General features: G+C 34.5%; 14 protein-coding genes and 1 tRNA gene. 13 read left to right on the forward strand and 2 right to left on the reverse strand.

From position 1 onward, the window contains the following. Positions 1–19: 19 nt before the first annotated feature. The 6 genes from HNQ90_RS04415 to HNQ90_RS04440 all read left to right on the forward strand — a co-directional run bounded on the left by HNQ90_RS04415 (position 20) and on the right by HNQ90_RS04440 (position 4,399). Positions 20–721: a MotA/TolQ/ExbB proton channel family protein gene (locus HNQ90_RS04415; protein ID WP_144115441.1), complete on the forward strand. Its 702-nt coding sequence runs from the start codon at positions 20–22 to the stop codon at positions 719–721. Position 722: 1 nt separating this feature from the next. Next, complete coding sequence (locus tag HNQ90_RS04420) at positions 723–1,112, forward strand: ExbD/TolR family protein (protein WP_144115442.1); 390 nt, start codon at positions 723–725, stop codon at positions 1,110–1,112. Between the two features lie 10 nt (positions 1,113–1,122). Next, a complete protein-coding gene (locus HNQ90_RS04425; RefSeq protein ID WP_144115443.1) occupies positions 1,123–2,022 on the forward strand; it encodes an energy transducer TonB in 900 nt (299 codons plus the stop codon). Positions 2,023–2,026: 4 nt separating this feature from the next. Continuing rightward, positions 2,027–3,244 carry a bifunctional folylpolyglutamate synthase/dihydrofolate synthase gene (locus HNQ90_RS04430; RefSeq protein WP_144115444.1) on the forward strand — a complete coding sequence of 406 codons (1,218 nt, stop codon included), beginning with the start codon at positions 2,027–2,029 and terminating at the stop codon, positions 3,242–3,244. Between the two features lie 86 nt (positions 3,245–3,330). Then, positions 3,331–3,405, forward strand: a tRNA-Val gene (locus HNQ90_RS04435). Between the two features lie 223 nt (positions 3,406–3,628). Next, positions 3,629–4,399: a LuxR C-terminal-related transcriptional regulator gene (locus tag HNQ90_RS04440; RefSeq protein ID WP_144115445.1), complete on the forward strand. Its 771-nt coding sequence runs from the start codon at positions 3,629–3,631 to the stop codon at positions 4,397–4,399. Between the two features lie 134 nt (positions 4,400–4,533). On the opposite strand, the gene HNQ90_RS04445 is transcribed toward HNQ90_RS04440, so the two are convergent. Together HNQ90_RS04445 and gldJ are read right to left on the reverse strand one after the other, a co-directional pair. After that, positions 4,534–5,817: a UDP-N-acetylmuramoyl-tripeptide--D-alanyl-D-alanine ligase gene (locus tag HNQ90_RS04445; protein ID WP_144115446.1), complete on the reverse strand. Its 1,284-nt coding sequence runs from the start codon at positions 5,815–5,817 to the stop codon at positions 4,534–4,536. A gap of 89 nt (positions 5,818–5,906) precedes the next feature. Then, the gene (gldJ, locus tag HNQ90_RS04450) at positions 5,907–7,601 is read right to left on the reverse strand and encodes a gliding motility lipoprotein GldJ (protein ID WP_172625820.1); all 1,695 of its coding nucleotides are present in this window, start codon (positions 7,599–7,601) and stop codon (positions 5,907–5,909) included. A gap of 265 nt (positions 7,602–7,866) precedes the next feature. Here gldJ and porU point away from each other — a divergent pair, with 265 nt between their 5' ends. The 7 genes from porU to HNQ90_RS04485 all read left to right on the forward strand — a co-directional run bounded on the left by porU (position 7,867) and on the right by HNQ90_RS04485 (position 18,277). Next, positions 7,867–11,751, forward strand: a complete 3,885-nt coding sequence (porU, locus tag HNQ90_RS04455) for a type IX secretion system sortase PorU (protein ID WP_144115448.1) — start codon at positions 7,867–7,869, stop codon at positions 11,749–11,751. 34 nt (positions 11,752–11,785) lie between these two features. Further along, positions 11,786–13,027 (forward strand): type IX secretion system outer membrane channel protein PorV, encoded by a 1,242-nt coding sequence (gene porV / locus HNQ90_RS04460; protein WP_144115449.1) that lies wholly within the window; start codon positions 11,786–11,788, stop codon positions 13,025–13,027. A gap of 141 nt (positions 13,028–13,168) precedes the next feature. Beyond that, positions 13,169–13,651 (forward strand): cytidine deaminase, encoded by a 483-nt coding sequence (gene cdd, locus HNQ90_RS04465; RefSeq protein WP_144115450.1) that lies wholly within the window; start codon positions 13,169–13,171, stop codon positions 13,649–13,651. A 185-nt stretch (positions 13,652–13,836) separates the two neighbouring features. Beyond that, on the forward strand, positions 13,837–14,835 hold the full coding sequence (gene pdhA / locus HNQ90_RS04470) for a pyruvate dehydrogenase (acetyl-transferring) E1 component subunit alpha (RefSeq protein ID WP_144115451.1): 999 nt from the start codon (positions 13,837–13,839) through the stop codon (positions 14,833–14,835). A 3-nt stretch (positions 14,836–14,838) separates the two neighbouring features. Beyond that, positions 14,839–16,482 carry a dihydrolipoamide acetyltransferase family protein gene (locus tag HNQ90_RS04475; protein ID WP_144115452.1) on the forward strand — a complete coding sequence of 548 codons (1,644 nt, stop codon included), beginning with the start codon at positions 14,839–14,841 and terminating at the stop codon, positions 16,480–16,482. Between the two features lie 87 nt (positions 16,483–16,569). Continuing rightward, on the forward strand, positions 16,570–17,601 hold the full coding sequence (locus tag HNQ90_RS04480; RefSeq protein ID WP_144115453.1) for a M20/M25/M40 family metallo-hydrolase: 1,032 nt from the start codon (positions 16,570–16,572) through the stop codon (positions 17,599–17,601). Then, positions 17,594–18,277: an SDR family NAD(P)-dependent oxidoreductase gene (locus HNQ90_RS04485; protein ID WP_144115454.1), complete on the forward strand. Its 684-nt coding sequence runs from the start codon at positions 17,594–17,596 to the stop codon at positions 18,275–18,277. Before HNQ90_RS04480 ends, HNQ90_RS04485 begins: the two co-directional genes overlap by 8 nt. Positions 18,278–18,280: the final 3 nt, after the last annotated feature.

Consider the following 18,280-nt stretch of genomic DNA (forward strand, 5'->3'; position numbering starts at 1 on the left):
TGCAATAAATTAATATTATATGCTAAGTACATTATTACAAAATACTCAAGACGCTACAGAAGTTGTTACCGATGGCGAACCTGTTGAAAAAACACTATCAATAATAGAATTAATAAGCAGTGGTGGTCTTGCAGGACAACTTATAATAGCCATTTTATTTCTATTGCTTATAGCTGCTATTTATATTTACTTCGAACGTATTTTTGCTATAAAAGCAGCGTCTCAAGTCGATTCTAATTTCATGAATCAAATTAAGGACCACGTTAGTAACGGTAAAATAGATTCAGCACAAATGCTATGTGCGCAACAAAACACCCCAGTATCTCGATTAATTGGTAAAGGTATTACTAGAATAGGTAAACCATTAGCCGATATTAATACAGCGCTTGAAAATGCGGGTCGTTTAGAAATTTACGGTCTAGAAAAAAACGTTAGTGTTTTAGCAACTATTTCTGGTGCAGCCCCAATGATTGGGTTTCTTGGTACCGTAGTAGGAATGATATTAGCCATATTCGAATTAGCCAATGCAGGAGGAACCATTCAAATGGATGTTCTTGCAAGTGGATTGTATACTGCAATGACAACAACTGTTGCTGGTTTAATAGTAGGTATTGTGGCTTATATGGCTTACAATCATCTAGTAGTTAAAACAGACAAAGTGGTATATCAAATGGAAGCTAATTCATTAGAGTTTTTAGATCACCTAAACGAACCTACATAGTATGAACTTTAGAGGAAGAAATAAGGTTACACCAGAATTCAATATGTCGTCCATGACGGATATTGTGTTTCTATTACTTATCTTTTTTATGATTGCTTCAACTTTAGTCACCACAAATGCTATCGATATTTTATTGCCAAAAGCAAGTGGTAAAACAGAAAACAAAAAATCTGTTGCAGTGAGTATAAAAAAAGATTTAACCTATTATATAGACCAAAAACGTGTTGGCGAAAGTGTTTTAGAGAACGAGCTGTTAGCAGCTTTGTCATCTCAAGACCAACCAACAATTGTACTTAGAGCAGAGGAGTCTGTTCCTGTAAAAAACGTGGTTAAAGTAATGGATATTGCTAATAGAAATAAGTTTAAAGTTGTATTGGCAGTAAAACCATAAATAAAATAGAATGCTTAATACCAAACATGAAAAGAATTCTGCCAAATTAACCGCTTTAATAGCGATTATAATTGTGTTGTTACTTTTTGTGGTTGGTACAAAATATATGGATCCGCCAGAAGAGTACGGTGTAGCTGTTAATTTTGGTAATTCCAATACAGGTATGGGTAATGTACAGCCTTTAAAACCTGTAAAATCAGAGCCTCTAGATATTCCAGAGCCGCCACAACCCGATGTCTCTAAGGCAGAACCAGAACCTGCAGCTCCTGCAAAAACTTCCGAAGTTAAAGAAGAAGTGCTTACCCAAGAAAATGCAGAGGATATTGCTATTAAAAAGCAAAAAGAAGCTGATGCAAAGGCCAAAGCTATTGAAGATGCTAAAGCTAAGGCTGAAGCAAAAGCAAAAGCGGTTGCGGATGCCAAAGCAAAAGCTGAAGCCGATAGAATAGCAAAGGAAAAGCGCGAACAAGAGGAGAAAAAGAAAAAACTAGATGCGCTAATTGGAGGTGTTAGTAAATCTGAAGGTTCCGAAAGTGGAAGTGAAGGAAATGATAATAAACCAGGAGATAAAGGTCAATTAGATGGCGATCCTTATGCACCAAGTTACTTTGGTGGTCAAGGTACAGGAAGTGGAGGCGTAGGTTACGGATTAAATGGTAGAGGTAAAGCATCTTTTAAAAGATTGCAACAAGATTGTAATGAGTCTGGGATGGTAATAGTTAAAATTATTGTGAATCAAAGTGGTAATGTTGTATCTGCCGAACCAGGGCAAAGAGGCACAACCAATACAGCACAATGTTTATTAGAGCCAGCAAAAAAAATTGCCATGTCTCATAAATGGCCATCAGATCCTAAAGCACCAACGCGTCAAGTTGGTTTTGTTAGTGTTAATTTCAAATTAAGCCAGTAAGTACATGACATATCAAGATACACTTAATTGGATGTTTTCTCAACTTCCAATGTATCAACGCCAAGGAGTATCTGCTTATAAAGTAGATTTGTCCAACACGGTTTTGCTAATAAATCATTTAAATAATCCACACGATAAGTTTAAGTCCGTTCATGTAGCCGGAACTAACGGAAAAGGTTCTACTAGCCACATGTTAGCATCTGTTCTTCAAGAATCGGGCTATAAGGTTGGTTTGTATACCTCTCCGCATTTAAAGGATTTTAGAGAGCGTATTAAAATAAATGGTAAAGAAGTTAGCGAGGAATTTGTTGTGGATTTTATAAAACAAAATAAAGGGTTTTTCGAGGCTAATAGCTTATCTTTTTTTGAAATGACTGTTGGTATGGCATTCGATTATTTTTCGCAAGAAAATGTAGATATTGCTATTGTTGAGGTTGGTTTAGGAGGCCGATTAGATTCTACTAACGTCATAACACCTGAAGTTTCTGTAATTACAAACATAGGTTTAGATCATACACAATTTTTAGGAAATACCTTAGAAGCTATCGCTTTTGAAAAAGGTGGTATTATTAAAAAAAATGTTCCTGTGGTAATTGGCGAGACACAACAAGAAACAGAGCAGGTTTTTAAAGACTTAGCGCAAAAACAACAATCTAAAATTGTATTTGCAGATCAGGTAGAAGTTGAGGTTTTAAAATCTGATTTAATGGGAAGTTATCAAGAAAAAAATATAAAAACAGTTATTCAATCTGTAAAGGAACTTCAAAGCATCGGGTATCGAATAACAAATAAAAATTTAAAAGAAGGCTTACTTCGTGTTGTTAATAATACAGGATTACTTGGGCGTTGGCAAATTTTAAATACGAGTCCAAAGGTAGTTTGCGATACTGGTCATAATAAAGAAGGTTTAACTTATGTTATGAATCAGCTTAAAAATGAAGTTTTCAATACTCTGCATATTGTTTTTGGAGTAGTAAATGATAAAGATTTAAGTACAATTGTAGATTTATTACCAAAAAATGCAAGGTATTACTTTTGTAAACCAAATATTTCTCGCGGATTAAGTGCAAAGGTTTTAAAACAGAGAATGGCGGAGTATGGTTTGAGTGGTGAAGCTTATGGTTCTGTTAATGAAGCTTATAAGTTTGCTTTAAAAGCTGCAAAAAAAGAAGATTTTATTTTTGTTGGTGGCAGTACTTTTGTTGTTGCAGAAATAATTTAAAAATTTTTTAAAAAAAGTTTTTGCAATGTTAAAAACTAGTTTATATTTGCACACCGATAACAAAGGCATATAGCTTTTTAAAGATCGGGCGCGTAGCTCAGTTGGTTCAGAGCACTTGGTTTACACCCAAGGGGTCAGGGGTTCGAATCCCTTCGCGCCCACAACAATTAAGATTCCGATTTGATTATTCAAATCGGAATTTTTTGTTTTATAATATGTTGTGTTTTTATATGTCTATTGAAACTCATATTTTATTGCGTTACCACTTTTTTTACTTAGATTATGGTATAAAACCATAAAACTTTAATCTTCCTGTTTTTTTTATAAGGTATATCTTAATGAGGTTTCAGGTTTTTTTTTACTTTTAAGGAAATCTCTCGGTCTATGGAAACGCTAAATATTAAACATGCCTATAAGGAAATATTTAAATCTCACGATAATCCAACGTTAGAAAAGCATATTGAGAAAATAATAGAGCTAGATGTTTACTTGCCTTATAGTTCAACGTTTTTCTGTATTACCAATACGCAAAATCTGTCCTTCGAGTACATAAGTAAGAATATGAAAGCCTGTTTGGGTATAGATAATAACGATCTTAAATCATTAGGTATGCGATACTTTTGGAGCAGAATTCATCCAGACGATCTAGAAATCTGGCTTAGTGCTCTAAATGAGTTAATGAAGTTTACATTAAAAGAAATATCTATTGAAGATAGAATGAGAGCTAGTTATACATGGAATTATCGATTTAGAGACGCTAATGATAATTATGTAAATGTAATTCAGAATACCACGCCACTAGAATTCGATAGCGACAATAAGCCTATTATTGGGTTAGCGCATTATACGGTGTTGTCTCATCAAATTGAAATGCAGATTTGTGCTTCGGCCAAATTATTGAATGCTAATAACGAATATGAAACTATTTATTTTAATAATTTTTCTCAAAAATTATTATCTGACTGTATTAGTAACAGAGAACGCGATATTATAAGACTTTTAATTTTGAATTATTCGAGTAAAACGATAGGGAAAAGTCTCGGTATTACAGCAAATACAGTGGATACGCATAGAAGGAATATTTTAAGAAAATTAAATATTTCTTCAACCGGAGAACTTATAGGTATGCTTAAAATGAACAAAAACCTTATTTAAAAATTGTACTACTCAAATTGAGTATTGTGCAGTACTAATTTAATATGCATCTTTACAGTGCTATTAATTAGTTCTTAGGGAGAATTATATTAAATAAAGTGTCAGTTTGGAATTTTCAAACTGGCACTTTTACTTTATGGTAAGAATTTTAATGTGCGCTCTAACGCCATGCCTCTGGAACCTTTTATTAAAATGGTAGAGTCTTCTATAGATTTTATATTAAACCCTTCTGTAAAGGTGTTAAATGATTCAAATTGTATGGCTTTAGTAGTGTTGGTCTCAGCGAGATTAAAGTTTTCTCCAATAAATATAATTTGATCTATATCTAGCGATTGCGCTAAATTAGCAATGGTTTGATGTTCTTCAATAGCGGAGTTTCCAAGTTCAAACATATCACCAAGAATAGCTATTTTTTTACCATCTTGTTTTTCGAAATTTAATAAAGCTGCTTGCATGCTTGTTGGGTTAGCGTTATAAGCATCTAAAATTATTTTATTCGAGTCTTGGTTTATTATTTGCGAACGATTGTTTGAAGGTATATAGTTTTCAATAGCATCTTTTAAATCTAAATCTTTAACTTTAAAGAAGTGTCCTATAGTAATAGCTGCTGCTATATTATTAAAATTGTAGTCGCCAATAAGCTGGCTTTTAATTTCTAAGGTATTATATAAGCTTTTTACAAAAGGTTGTGCTTCAATAAAACTTATGGAGACATCTGTGTTTTCGGTTTTGTTTCCAAACGTATATCTATTGGTATTTTTTGTTTTTTTCTTTTGTATGGCATCACTAAGGTTAACGAAAATGGTCTTCTTGTTAGTAGTTAAATAATTATACATTTCGCTTTTACCTTCAATAACCCCTTGAATACCTCCAAAACCTTCTAAATGTGCTTTCCCGAAATTTGTAATGTAGCCATAATCAGGATGCGCTATACCGCATAAAAATTCAATTTCTTTTAAGTGATTCGCTCCCATTTCTACAATACCAATTTGAGTATCTTTAGTCATTGATAAGAGCGTAAGCGGTACACCAATGTGGTTATTTAGGTTGCCAATGGTAGCTGTTGTATTATATTTTTTAGATAATACAGCGTTAATTAATTCTTTGGTAGTTGTTTTACCGTTGCTCCCCGTTAACGCTACAATAGGTGTTTTTAAATAGTTCCTATGGAAGGCGGCTAGTTCTTGTAAAGTTTTTAAAACATCTTCTACGAGAATTGTTTTGCTAGATGTGTTGTACTGCTCTTCGTCAATTACAGCAAATTTTGCACCGCTTTTAATAGCAGCATCGGCATAACTATTACCGTTATAATTATCGCCTTTTAGAGCGAAAAATAAATCATTTGATTTTATTTTTCTTGTATCTGTGCATACGGCATTGCATTCTAAAAATAGGGTGTGTAAATCTGCTAGTTTCAAAAAAAAGTGTTTTTAATAATCTAAATAAATTTAAATAAAAAAGTCCTAACTCGCGCTAGGACTTTTCCATTATTTTATAAAACTAAAATTTAGTTTTTCTTTTTCTGTTTTCCTTTACTTTTAGATCCAACTCTAGACATTGCACATCTAAAACCAATGTAATCTGTTGCCATATCTTGTGGGAAGTAACGTCGTTGTGCTGGGTCTAGCCAGTACTCTCTGTCTTTCCATGATCCACCTTTGTAAACTCTTACTTCATCATTAATTAAAGAGGTTCTGTTGTTTCCTTTGTCGTATTCTCTAACAATATTTCCTAATGAATCTCTTGTGATAGAGTGTTTAGGTGAATTGTACATTTGTCTTGTTGTAGAAGCTTCTTGACCATCAATACCTTCATCATCATTAAAACTTTCGTAGTTTCTAGATGAGCGTCTGTCACCATCTCTAAAGTTTATTTCGTTACTTTTATCGAAGTTTGAACGTAAATATGTTTCGTTTTCATCAACAGGCACTTGTAATATTTCACCTGGCAAATTTCTAGCAATCACTTTTCCGTTTGATAGGGTATCATAAACGATATCATCAGAAGTTACAATTTTTACTGTACCGTCTTCATTTAATGCGTTTTTTGTGTAAACGTTTCCACGATAGTAGTTAAAGTCATTAAACTCATCATCTATTATAGGTCTGTAAACATCTGCAACCCATTCGGCTACATTACCAGCCATGTCGTATAAACCAAAATCATTTGGATCGTAAGATTTAACTTGGTTAGTAATATCTGCACCATCATCAGACCAACCAGCAATTCCACCGTAATCACCTTTACCTTGCTTGAAATTAGCCATTTGGTCACCACGAATTTTACGTTTTCCAGAACGTGTGTACTGTCCGTCCCATGGATATTTTTTGCGTCCACGGTATAGGTTGTAGCTTCTGATTTCACTTAAACCTAAAGCAGCATATTCCCACTCAGTTTCAGTTGGAAGTCTGTATTTTGGAGAAATGATACCTGTTTCACGAGTAGCATAAATGCCAGTTTCGTTTCCGTCAGCATCAGTTCTTGAATTTCTCTTGCTACGTCCATCACCATTTATAATTTCTTCATTACCACCGTAAGTTAATGTTGGAGCATTAATATAGGTGTCTGTACTAAAAGTTTGTTCAGAATCTACGTCTGTAATTTTAGCACCACGTTTAATGTATCCAGCTTTTTCTAAGTTGTACTCATTAACACGGTCCGAACGCCAGTTAGCAAACTCAACAGCTTGAATCCAGCTTACACCAACAACAGGGTACTCACCATATCCAGGGTGACGTAAATAGTTATCCGTCATTACTTCGTTGAATCCTAAACGGTTTCTCCAAACTAATGTATCTGGTAAAGCACCATGATAAATGGCTCTAAAATTTTCGTCAGATGGCGGGTAAACACGTTTAATCCAATCTAAGTACTCCATATACATAGCATTGGTTACCTCGGTTTCGTCCATGTAAAATGATTGCACATGTTGTTGATTAGGACTATTGTTCCAATCATGCATAACATCATCTTGAACTCGACCTTTGGTAAATGTACCACCTTCAACAAACACTAAACCTGGGGAGGTTTCTTGTTCTTTAAAGTCTGTATTGTATTGGAAACCACCGTCTCTGTCGTTGATATTCCATCCAGTAGCTCTGGAGCTATTTTTTGAACTCGAAGATTTTTTGCAACTCGTTGAAGCCACTGTTAGCGCTAAAACTAACAAAATCTTGAATGCTACTACTTTTTTCATATTCATACCTTTAAGTAAGCTAATAATAATTTTGGTGCTGCAATATAAGAATTTAACCTAATAACGCAAGCTGTTTTTTGCATTTTAACCAAAAAACCACGTATTTCGTCCTGTTTTTTGTGTATTATAACGATGATTTAATACTGCTCAATCATTGTTTTGTGTTTTATTAACGCACGATTTACTAATTTATTATTGTATTTTTGAATCAGTTTTTAAAATTGTTATTTTTTATTGATAATAACAATTGCCTAACGACGTTATTTTAGCAATGAAGAAGACTATTTTATTTTTACTGTTGACGATCTCAACAGTGGTGTTTGCACAACAAAAAAAGTATAGTATAACTTGGGGTGATACTCAAATCCTAACAATAGCTGATTTTGCTATGGAAGTACCTGCGTTTGATGCAGAGTACTTTAACTATGATTTGGATAAAGGCCTTTTGTTTAATCACCAATGGGAAACCGATGCCGTAATTAATGAAGCATCGGTAACTATTAGTAATGTAGTATACGCAACAATTTCTAAATCGGAATTAAAAGATTTAGATGCTGCTAAAATTCCTAGCGAGTTAAATTTTAGTTTAAAAAATTCTTCAGCTAGAGATAAAAAATATATCGGTTTACAATTGTCTCCAATTATAGAAGAAGATAACGGGAGATTTAAAAAGGTTACTTCCTTTCAATTAAGTTATAAGACAGGAAGTAATTTAAATAGCAAGGTTTCATCGAAATTTAGTGGTTCAAAAGCTATTTCTAATTCTGTTTTAAGTTCTGGCGATTGGTATCGATTTTATATTGATGCAACGGGAGTCTTTAAGTTGAATAAAAGGTTTTTACAATCTTTAGGTATTAACGTTAATAGTGTAGATCCTAGAACAATTAAATTATATGGACATGGTGGAGAAATGATTCCTTATGCCAATGCTGTAGATTATCCTTTTGATGTTCCGGAAAATGCTATAGAATTTGTTGGAGAAGAGGATGGGGTTATAGATGATAGTGATTATATTCTATTCTACGGACAAGGACCTGCTGGCTATGAGTATTTTAGCGAAAAGAGTCATATTAATTGTTATACCGATAAAACATACTATTATATTAATGTGAGTTCTGGTAACGGTAAGCGTATTCAAAGTTTTAATCAGCCAACTGGTAGTGTGGATATGGTGATTGAATCTTATGATGATTACCAATTTCATGAGGTAGATGATTATAACCTTATCTCATTGGGTAGACGTTGGTTTGGTGATAAATTTGATGTTGAAAGCAGTAAAGAGTTCGAATTCGATTTTACGGGTTTAGTGACCTCAGAACCTATTAGTTTAAAGGTACTTGTAGCTACGGCGTCTGGTAGTTCAAGTGAAATGAAAGTGAGTGTTAATGGGACTGCTGTATCCACCTTGGGAATTTCTGGAGTAACGTCTCCAACACTAGCAAATGGTGCTACTTATTCTGGTAGTTTAAATGTAGATTCATCTACTATTAAAGTAGGATTAGATTTTAATAATCTAGGAAACCCTAGCGTTGTGGGCTATTTAGATTATATCGCTGTAGAAGGTAAGCGCGCATTAAATTTTGATGGAAATCAGTTTCTGTTTAAAAATAAAATGGTGTCTTCTGTTTCAGGAATTGGACAATATAATATTACAAATGCGTCTAAGCTTATGGAGGTTTGGGATGTAACAGATATATACAACGTATCAAAAGCTAGTAATGATTCGGGCGAATCAACATTTAGTTTTACTTCCAACTTAGGGACTTTAAAATCTTACGTGGCTGTGCCTTCTTCTAATTATCTTGAGGCTAAAACCGATTCGCAAACTACTATAGTTAATCAGAATATTAAAGGAACTATTTTTCAAAATAGTCAAGGTGCTTTTCAGGATATAGATTATGTTATTGTAACTCCTAATAACATGTATAATCAAGCAGAGCGTTTAGCTCAGATCAATAGAAATCAATATGGGTTAAATGTTAAAGTGGTAGGTCTAGATGAGATTTATAATGAGTTTAGTTCGGGAAATCAAGATATTGGTGCTATAAGGAATATGGTTAAATATGTGTATGATAACGCCAGCACACCAGAAAATAGAATTAAATATTTATGCCTGTTCGGTGATGGCTCATATGATTATAAGGATAGGGTTTCGGGTAACACTAATATTGTGCCTTCTTGGTATTCTTACAATAGTTTTAGTTTAGCAACATCCTTTGTGTCTGATGATTTTTACGGCATGATGGACGAAAATGAAGGTGCCATGAGCTCTAACGATAAATTAGATATTGCTATTGGTAGAATTTTAGCCGATACGCCGCAACGAGGGGTAGAAATGGTAGATAAAGTTGAGTCTTATTATATAAAGGAGGCTTATGGAAGTTGGAGAAACAATTTTGTGGTCATGTCAGATGACAATGATTCTAAGCTTAACGGAACTTTACAGGCTACGACAGATGAAATTGGCGATTTGGTTTCCGATGAAAAACCGTATGTTAATGTTATTAAAATTCATTCTGATGCTTTTAAGCAAGAATCATCGGCGGGTGGGGATAGATATCCCGTTGTAACCTCCGAAATAGTAAGTGCTATGGATAATGGTGCCTTAGTTGTAAATTATTTTGGACATGGAGGAGAAGATGGCTTAGCAGAAGAGCGCATTTTTCTAAAAAACGATATAACAGATCTTCGTAATGTCTGCAAATTAAATTGTTTTGTAACGGTAACCTGCGAGTTTACGCGTTTTGATAATCCGTTAAGAGAAACTGCAGGCGAGTTTACCTTTTGGAATAAAGAAACCGGTGCTATTGGTTTAATAACCACAACACGTCAAGTTTTTGTTAATTTTGGTATTAATTTTAATAAAGAATTAGGGCAGTATCTATATTCCTACAGCGATGACGATACTTACGAGGATTACGAATATCCAACTATGGCCGAGGCATTACGATTGGCAAAAAACGATCCGGTAATTACTGGTAATAGTCAAAAAAGTTTAGTGTTTTTTATTGGTGATCCAGCCATGAAGTTGGCATTCCCGAAACCAAATATTAGGCTTACTAAAATTAACGATATGCCTATTGCAACAGCAACTGACACCCTTAAAGGATTGAGTTATGTTAAGTTAGCAGGCGAGGTTATAGATATTTCCGGTAATTTATTAACTACATACAACGGCACATTATCTACCACTATTTATGATAAAGAAGTGAATAGAAAAACCTTAGGTAACGATGGTGTTTCTGATAGTGGCGGTGTGATAATTATGGACTTTAAGACCTTAGGAGAAATTATTTTTAGAGGGCAAGCATCGGTTACTAATGGTTTATTTGAATTCGATTTTGTTGTGCCTAAAGACATTGGGATACCCGTTGGGTTTGGTAAAGTAAGTTTTTATGCAAAAAATGAAGCCTTAACCGAAGATAAAACAGGAGCAAGTGTAAATACAATAAGAATTGGTGGTTTAAATGAAGATGCGCCAGAAGATAATACCGGTCCTTTAGTTACATTATACATGAATGATGAAAATTTCGTGACAGGCGGAATTACAAACGAATCGCCTACATTATTAGCAAAATTAGAAGATGCTAACGGAATTAATACAGCCAGTGGTATAGGGCATGATATTGTTGGTGTTTTAGATGGCGATGAAACAAACCCTGTAATTTTAAACGATTATTATCAAACCGAAGTGGATGATTATACTAAAGGTACAGTAAGTTTTCCTTTTAAAGATTTAGAACCAGGTTTACATACGCTAACAGTAAAAGCTTGGGATGTTTATAATAACTCTTCTATTTCTGAAATTCAGTTTATGGTGTTCGATAAAGATCAAGGTTTAGTAATAAATAATGTGCTTAATTACCCAAATCCATTTGTAAATTATACAGAATTTTGGTTCAATCACAATAGTTCGGAACCTTTAGACGTTTCTATACAGATATTCACCGTTACCGGGAAAATTATTAGAACGCTTAACGGGCAAACTTCTGGAGGTATAAAAACAACAAGTTCGTTGTCTCGAGATATCGTTTGGGATGGAAGAGATGATTTTGGTGGTAAAATAGGTAAAGGCGTTTATATTTATAAACTAAAAGTACGTTCTAGTTTATTGAACAAAACGGTCGAAAAAATTGAAAAACTCGTCATATTATAAAAAAAATTATATTTGCTAAACTAAAAAAGATTTCATGAAGAATAGATTATTGCTATTTATAGCCTTTGCTTTTGTTTTTAAAGGTTATTCACAAGAAACAACCGTAGTTGTACCATATGAGAATTCTAGTAGTGTTATTACAACAGGAATTCCGTTTCTACTTATAGCATCAGATGCTCGTGCAGCTGGTATGGGAGATATGGGTGTTGCAACCTCTGTTGATGCTTTTTCACAACAATGGAATTCGTCAAAATACGCCTTTTCAGAAGCTAAATCTGGTGTGGGTGTAAGTTATACACCATATTTAAGTAAATTGGTTAACGACATCTTTTTAGGGAATTTCACATACTTTAATCGTCTAGACGATCGTAGTGCATTTGCAGCAAGTTTAAGATATTTTTCTCTAGGATCTATTGAGTTTGTTGACGGACCTGATGATACACCAAGAGAGCAAAAACCAAATGAGTTTTCATTAGATGCATCATACGCGTTACGTTTATCGGATCAATTTTCAATGTCGGTACTTATGCGTTATTTACGTTCAGATTTAAGAATTCAAGGCGTTGGTGGGGATATTACACCTGCAAGTACGTTTGGCGTAGATCTTTCTGGATATTACCAAAGTGAAGAAGAAGCTTATTCAGATTTTAATGGACGTTGGAGAGCAGGTTTTGCTATTCAAAATATTGGTCCAAAATTTAAATATGATGAAGGCGGCGAAGAAAATTTTCAGCCTACAAATTTACGTATAGGAACTGGGTTCGATTTTATTTTCGACGATTATAATAAAATATCTGTAACTGCAGAAATTGCTAAACTATTGGTGCCAACACCTCCGCAATTAGGAAGAGAAACCGTTTTTGAAGATGTTAATGGTAACGGTACTTATGAAGAAGATGAAGATACTTTTATTAGGGAAACAGATAACGTTATCTATAAAGGAAAATCTCAAGATGTAAACTTTTTATCAGGAATGTTTCAGTCTTTTGGAGATGCACCAGGTGGATTTAGCGAAGAGTTAAAAGAGTTTACATGGGCTTTAGGAGCAGAATATGTATATCAAGATTCATTTGCATTTAGAACAGGTTATTTTAATGAAAGTGAGGAGAAAGGAGCTAGAAAATTTTTAGCTTTAGGAGCAGGGTTTAAAGCAAATGTTGTAAATATTGATTTATCATACTTGTTCTCGGCATCAAAAGTGCAAAGTCCATTAGAAAATACATTACGTTTCTCTTTAACCTTTAACTTTGGTGCAGGGGAATATTTGGAATACTAGAATTTTTAAAAATAATTTATATTAAAAAACTATTGTCTTAATTGACAATAGTTTTTTGTTTTTGGAATTTAGTATTTGCTTTTTTAGAATTTAATTACCTCGTAGGCTTGACTAGAGGTAGTTTATTAAATACATTTGATTATGAAGGAAATAAAAATAGAGTCTAGGTTATACGTTTTTGATAGCTTACAAGAACTTCCTAAAGACGTATTGTCCCTTATGGAAAAGGCTGTTCAGGCAAGAGAAAAAGCATATGCACCATATTCCAACTTTAATGTAGGTGCCGCCATACTTTTAGATAATAACGAGATTGTATGTGGAAGTAATCAAGAAAATGCGTCATACCCTTCAGGTTTGTGTGCAGAGCGTACGGCTATTTATTATGCAGGGTCACAATTTCCCGGAGCAAAAATGGTTCGTATGGCTATTACTGCAGGATCTAAAACCAGTAAAACTACAAAGCCTATTCCGCCTTGTGGTGCGTGCAGACAAGCCATAGCCGAATATGAAATAAAACAAGACGCTCCAATAGAGATCTATTTTATGGGCGAAACCGGTGCTATTGCTAAATCAAACTCGCTTGCAAACTTGTTACCTTTAATGTTTGATAAATCAGTACTCTAACCGCTTTATATTTAAGATATTTTAGTTTTTATCAGTAAATTATAATAATTAGTGAAACTAAATTAGCTTACGATCCTATTTTTTCATTTTTTTTGTATTTTAGTCATATTGTGTTTTTGCAATACGGCACAAAGTGTTACTTTTGTGTTCCGCTAATTATATTAATAGTACTCAAAAAGTATTCAATGAAAAAAATCACAAAAGAGGTTTACCTAAAATGGTACGAAGAGATGTTATTCTGGAGAAAGTTTGAAGATAAACTTGCCGCAGTATACATTCAACAAAAAGTAAGAGGATTTCTTCATTTGTATAATGGTCAAGAAGCTGTTTTAGCTGGTGCTTTACATGCTATGGACTTGACAAAAGATAAAATGATTACCGCTTATCGTAACCACGTACAACCAATAGGTATGGGAGTTGATCCTAAACGTGTTATGGCAGAATTATTTGGAAAAGTAACTGGAACATCTCAAGGTATGGGAGGTTCTATGCATATTTTCTCTAAAGAATTTAGATTTTATGGTGGTCATGGTATTGTTGGAGGTCAAATTCCTTTGGGTGCTGGTATTGCTTTTGGAGATAAATATCATGGTGTAGACGGTGTAACAATTTGTTGCTTTGGTGATGGTGCTGCTCGTCAAGGGTCACTTCACGAAACGTTTAATTTAGCGATGTTATGGAATTTACCAGTAGTATTTGTTTGTGAAAACAACGGGTACGCTATGGGAACTTCGGTAGAAAGAACAGCAAACCATACCGAAATATGGAAATTAGGTTTAGGCTACGATATGCCTTGTGGACCTGTTGATGGAATGAATCCTATTAAAGTTGCCGAAGCTTTCGATGAAGCTATTACAAGAGCACGTAAAGGTGGCGGACCAACATTTTTAGAGTTAAAAACATACCGTTATAGAGGACACTCTATGTCCGATGCACAGCATTACAGAACGAAAGATGAAGTAAATGAATACAAGAAAATAGATCCTATTACGCAAGTTAAGGATGTTATTCTTGAAAAGAAATTTGCTACAGAGGACGATATTAAAGTAATTGATAAGCGCGTAAAAGAACGTGTTGCTGAATGTGAGAAATTCGCTGAAGAATCTCCATTCCCAGATAAGCAACAACTATACGATATGGTTTACGAGCAAGAAGATTATCCATTCATTCAACACAAAATATAAGATATGGCAATAGTTGTAAATATGCCCCGTTTAAGCGATACCATGGAAGAAGGTACCGTTGCTACTTGGTTAAAAAAAGTAGGAGATAAGATAGAAGAAGGAGATATTTTAGCTGAAATCGAAACCGATAAAGCGACCATGGAATTCGAATCTTTTAACGAAGGTACACTACTTCATATTGGTGTTCAAGAAGGTGAAACTACAAAGGTAGATGAGCTTTTAGCTATAATTGGTGACGAAGGTGAAGATATATCTGGCCTTTTAAATGGTGGTGGTAACGCTTCCGCGGAAGCAAAAGAAGAAACAGCAGAAGCTGAATCTACTCAAGAAGCTCCTGCAGAAACAGCTGCGGCTCCTGCTGCAAGTGCCGCATTACCTGAAGGTGTTATAGTAGTAACTATGCCACGATTAAGTGATACTATGGAAGAAGGAACTGTGGCAACATGGTTAAAGAAAGTGGGAGATACTGTTGAAGAAGGCGATATTTTAGCTGAAATTGAAACAGATAAAGCAACCATGGAATTTGAATCTTTCCAATCTGGTACGTTATTAGAAATAGGATTACAAGAAGGAGAATCTGCAAAAGTAGATGCTCTATTAGCAATAATAGGTCCTGCAGGAACAGATGTTTCTGGTGTGGCTTCTAGTTTTTCAGCATCGGCAGCTCCTGCAAAAGAAGCTCCAAAAGCCGAAGCTAAAAAGGAAGCTCCAAAAGCAGCGTCTACTGCAGCATCGGCTCCTAAAAAAGCAAGTGCTCCGGCACCAACACCGGTTACAGAAAATGGACGTGTGTTTGTGTCTCCATTGGCTAAGAAATTAGCAGAAGATAAAGGGATCAACTTAACTAAAGTTCAAGGTTCAGGTGAAAATGGACGTATCGTTAAACGCGATATCGAAAATTACGAACCTGCCGCCGCCGCACCAACTAGTTCTGCTGCTGTTACAAGTTTTGCTGTAGCAGGAGAAGAAAACACAGAAGAAGTTAAAAATTCTTCTATGCGTAAGGCTATTGCGAAAGCTTTAGGATCATCTAAGTTTACAGCACCGCATTTCTACTTAAATATCGAGGTCGATATGGATAATGCTATGGCTTCTCGTAAAATAATCAATGCCATTCCAGATACAAAAGTGTCATTTAATGATATGGTTGTTAAAGCTTGTGCTATGGCGTTATTAAAGCACCCACAAGTTAATACAACTTGGAGTGATAATGTAACTAAAATACACAGCCACATTCACGTAGGTGTAGCAGTAGCTGTAGATGATGGTTTGGTTGTACCTGTAATTAAGCATACCAATGCGTTAAGTTTAACACAAATTGGATCTTCGGTAAGAGATTTAGCCGGTAAAGCTAGAAACAAAAAAATTAAGCCAGATGAAATGTCTGGAAGTACATTTACGGTTTCTAACTTAGGAATGTTTGGTATTCAGAGTTTTACATCAATTATTAACCAGCCAAATTCTGCAATTTTATCTGTAGGAGCTATTGTGCAAAAGCCTGTAGTTAAAGATGGTCAAATAGTAGTTGGTAATACTATGATGCTTACCTTGGCATGCGATCACAGAACAGTAGATGGAGCTGTGGGAGCACAATTTTTACAAACATTAAAAACGTTTATTGAAAACCCTGTAACTATGATAGCATAGATATTAAGTTTTTAATTTATAATATAAGAACCTGTATCATTAGTTTGATACAGGTTTTTTTTATCTTTAAATTTTAATAAAAACACCATGAAAAAAATATTCAGTCTTTTAGTACTAGCACTTATTTTAAGTTGCGGCGGACAAAAAAAAATTATCGAAACCAATCCCGATGCTATTAAACCAGTAGCGCAAACTACAGAGGAATCTATAAGTAAATCCGTTTCAAATTCAAGTAGTTTGGTGTCTAACACTATTTCTTTAGAAACTATAAAGGCGAGTCTAGAGTATTTGGCTTCAGATGAATTGGAAGGTAGAAATACAGGCTCTAAAGGCATTGAAAAAGCAGCTGTTTTTATTGAAAATCATTTCAAAGCAAATCATATTAAACCTTATTTTGAAACCTATCGCGATAGTTTCAATATTGAAACAGTAATAGGATATAACGTGGTTGGGTATTTAGAAGGTAACGACCCAAAACTTAAAAATGAGTTTGTAATTCTTGGTGCGCATTACGATCATATTGGAACAGCAAAAGCTGTAAATGGCGATGTAATTGCCAATGGCGCTAACGATGATGCCTCTGGAACAGTTGCCGTTTTAGAATGGGCAAAACACTTTGCAAAAACCAAAAGTAATAAACGTAGTGTGCTATTCACCTTGTATGCCGCCGAAGAAATGGGGCTTAAAGGTTCAGAGCATTTAGCGAAACGCTTAAAAAAACAAAATATAGATTTATATACCATGATTAATTTCGAAATGATTGGTGTGCCAAGAGCAACAACCGAAATTATGGCCTATATGTCTGGATACGAAAAATCTAATTTAGCAAAGCAACTTAATGTTTATGGCGGTTCCGAAATGATAGGGTTCTTTCCAAAGGCAAAGGAATTTAATTTGTTTCAACGCTCGGATAACTACCCGTTTTACAACGCCTTTAAAGTGCCTGCTCACGCTATTTCTACTTTCGATTTTACCAATTTTGAATACTATCATCATGTAGATGATGAAGCCGATAAAATGGATTTTAATCACATGACAAATTTTATAAGTAAAATGGTTCCGGCCTTAGAAGGCATGATAAATGCACCAACTAAAGTAATAAAAATGAATAATGAGTAAACATATAATTATAACAGGAACAAGCCGCGGTATTGGTTTCGAGCTAGTACAACTCTTTGCAAAAGCAGGACATAAAGTTTTAGCGCTTTCGCGGAATGAGAAGCCGGTTCAAAGCTTGAAATTAGATAATGTAACTGCATTTTCGTTCAACTTGAATGATGCTAAGGCTTATAGTCATGTTGAAGATTTTATAGCCAAAGAATGGAAGCATGTAGATGTTTTAATAAATAACGCTGGTGCTTTATTAAATAAACCGTTTGCAGAAATTACTATGGATGAGTTTGAGGCTGTTTATAAAACCAATGTTTTTGGAGTAGCAGAGTTAACACGAAAAGTAATTCCGTTTATGGTTAATAATAGTCATGTTGTTACCATTAGCTCAATGGGCGGTGTACAAGGTAGTATGAAGTTTCCTGGGTTAGCGGCCTATAGTTCTAGTAAAGCTGCGGTAATTACTTTAACCGAGTTACTAGCCGAAGAGTATAAAGAATCTGGAATAGCATTTAATGTTTTGGCTTTAGGCGCTGTACAAACCGAAATGTTAGAAGAAGCCTTTCCAGGCTATCAAGCACCTACAACAGCTATAGAAATGGCGGAATATATTCTTGATTTTTCATTAACCGGGAATAAGTATTATAATGGTAAACTGTTGCAAGTTTCTAATTCTACGCCTTAATTT

The sequence above is a fragment of the Algibacter amylolyticus genome, from assembly GCF_014202225.1.
Taxonomy (GTDB): Bacteria; Bacteroidota; Bacteroidia; order Flavobacteriales; family Flavobacteriaceae; genus Algibacter_B; species Algibacter_B amylolyticus.

Excerpts from the sequence above, each read along its gene's own strand:
- HNQ90_RS04485 (WP_144115454.1), top strand. The coding sequence starts at position 17,594 with ATGAGTAAACATATAATTATAACAGGAACAAGCCGCGGTATTGGTTTC.
- pdhA (WP_144115451.1), top strand. The coding sequence starts at position 13,837 with ATGAAAAAAATCACAAAAGAGGTTTACCTAAAATGGTACGAAGAGATG.
- HNQ90_RS04425 (WP_144115443.1), top strand. The coding sequence starts at position 1,123 with ATGCTTAATACCAAACATGAAAAGAATTCTGCCAAATTAACCGCTTTA.
- HNQ90_RS04440 (WP_144115445.1), top strand. The coding sequence starts at position 3,629 with ATGGAAACGCTAAATATTAAACATGCCTATAAGGAAATATTTAAATCT.
- HNQ90_RS04475 (WP_144115452.1), top strand. The coding sequence starts at position 14,839 with ATGGCAATAGTTGTAAATATGCCCCGTTTAAGCGATACCATGGAAGAA.
- porU (WP_144115448.1), top strand. The coding sequence starts at position 7,867 with ATGAAGAAGACTATTTTATTTTTACTGTTGACGATCTCAACAGTGGTG.
- HNQ90_RS04480 (WP_144115453.1), top strand. The coding sequence starts at position 16,570 with ATGAAAAAAATATTCAGTCTTTTAGTACTAGCACTTATTTTAAGTTGC.
- gldJ (WP_172625820.1), bottom strand. The coding sequence starts at position 7,601 with ATGAATATGAAAAAAGTAGTAGCATTCAAGATTTTGTTAGTTTTAGCG.
- HNQ90_RS04415 (WP_144115441.1), top strand. The coding sequence starts at position 20 with ATGCTAAGTACATTATTACAAAATACTCAAGACGCTACAGAAGTTGTT.
- HNQ90_RS04430 (WP_144115444.1), top strand. The coding sequence starts at position 2,027 with ATGACATATCAAGATACACTTAATTGGATGTTTTCTCAACTTCCAATG.
- porV (WP_144115449.1), top strand. The coding sequence starts at position 11,786 with ATGAAGAATAGATTATTGCTATTTATAGCCTTTGCTTTTGTTTTTAAA.
- cdd (WP_144115450.1), top strand. The coding sequence starts at position 13,169 with ATGAAGGAAATAAAAATAGAGTCTAGGTTATACGTTTTTGATAGCTTA.
- HNQ90_RS04420 (WP_144115442.1), top strand. The coding sequence starts at position 723 with ATGAACTTTAGAGGAAGAAATAAGGTTACACCAGAATTCAATATGTCG.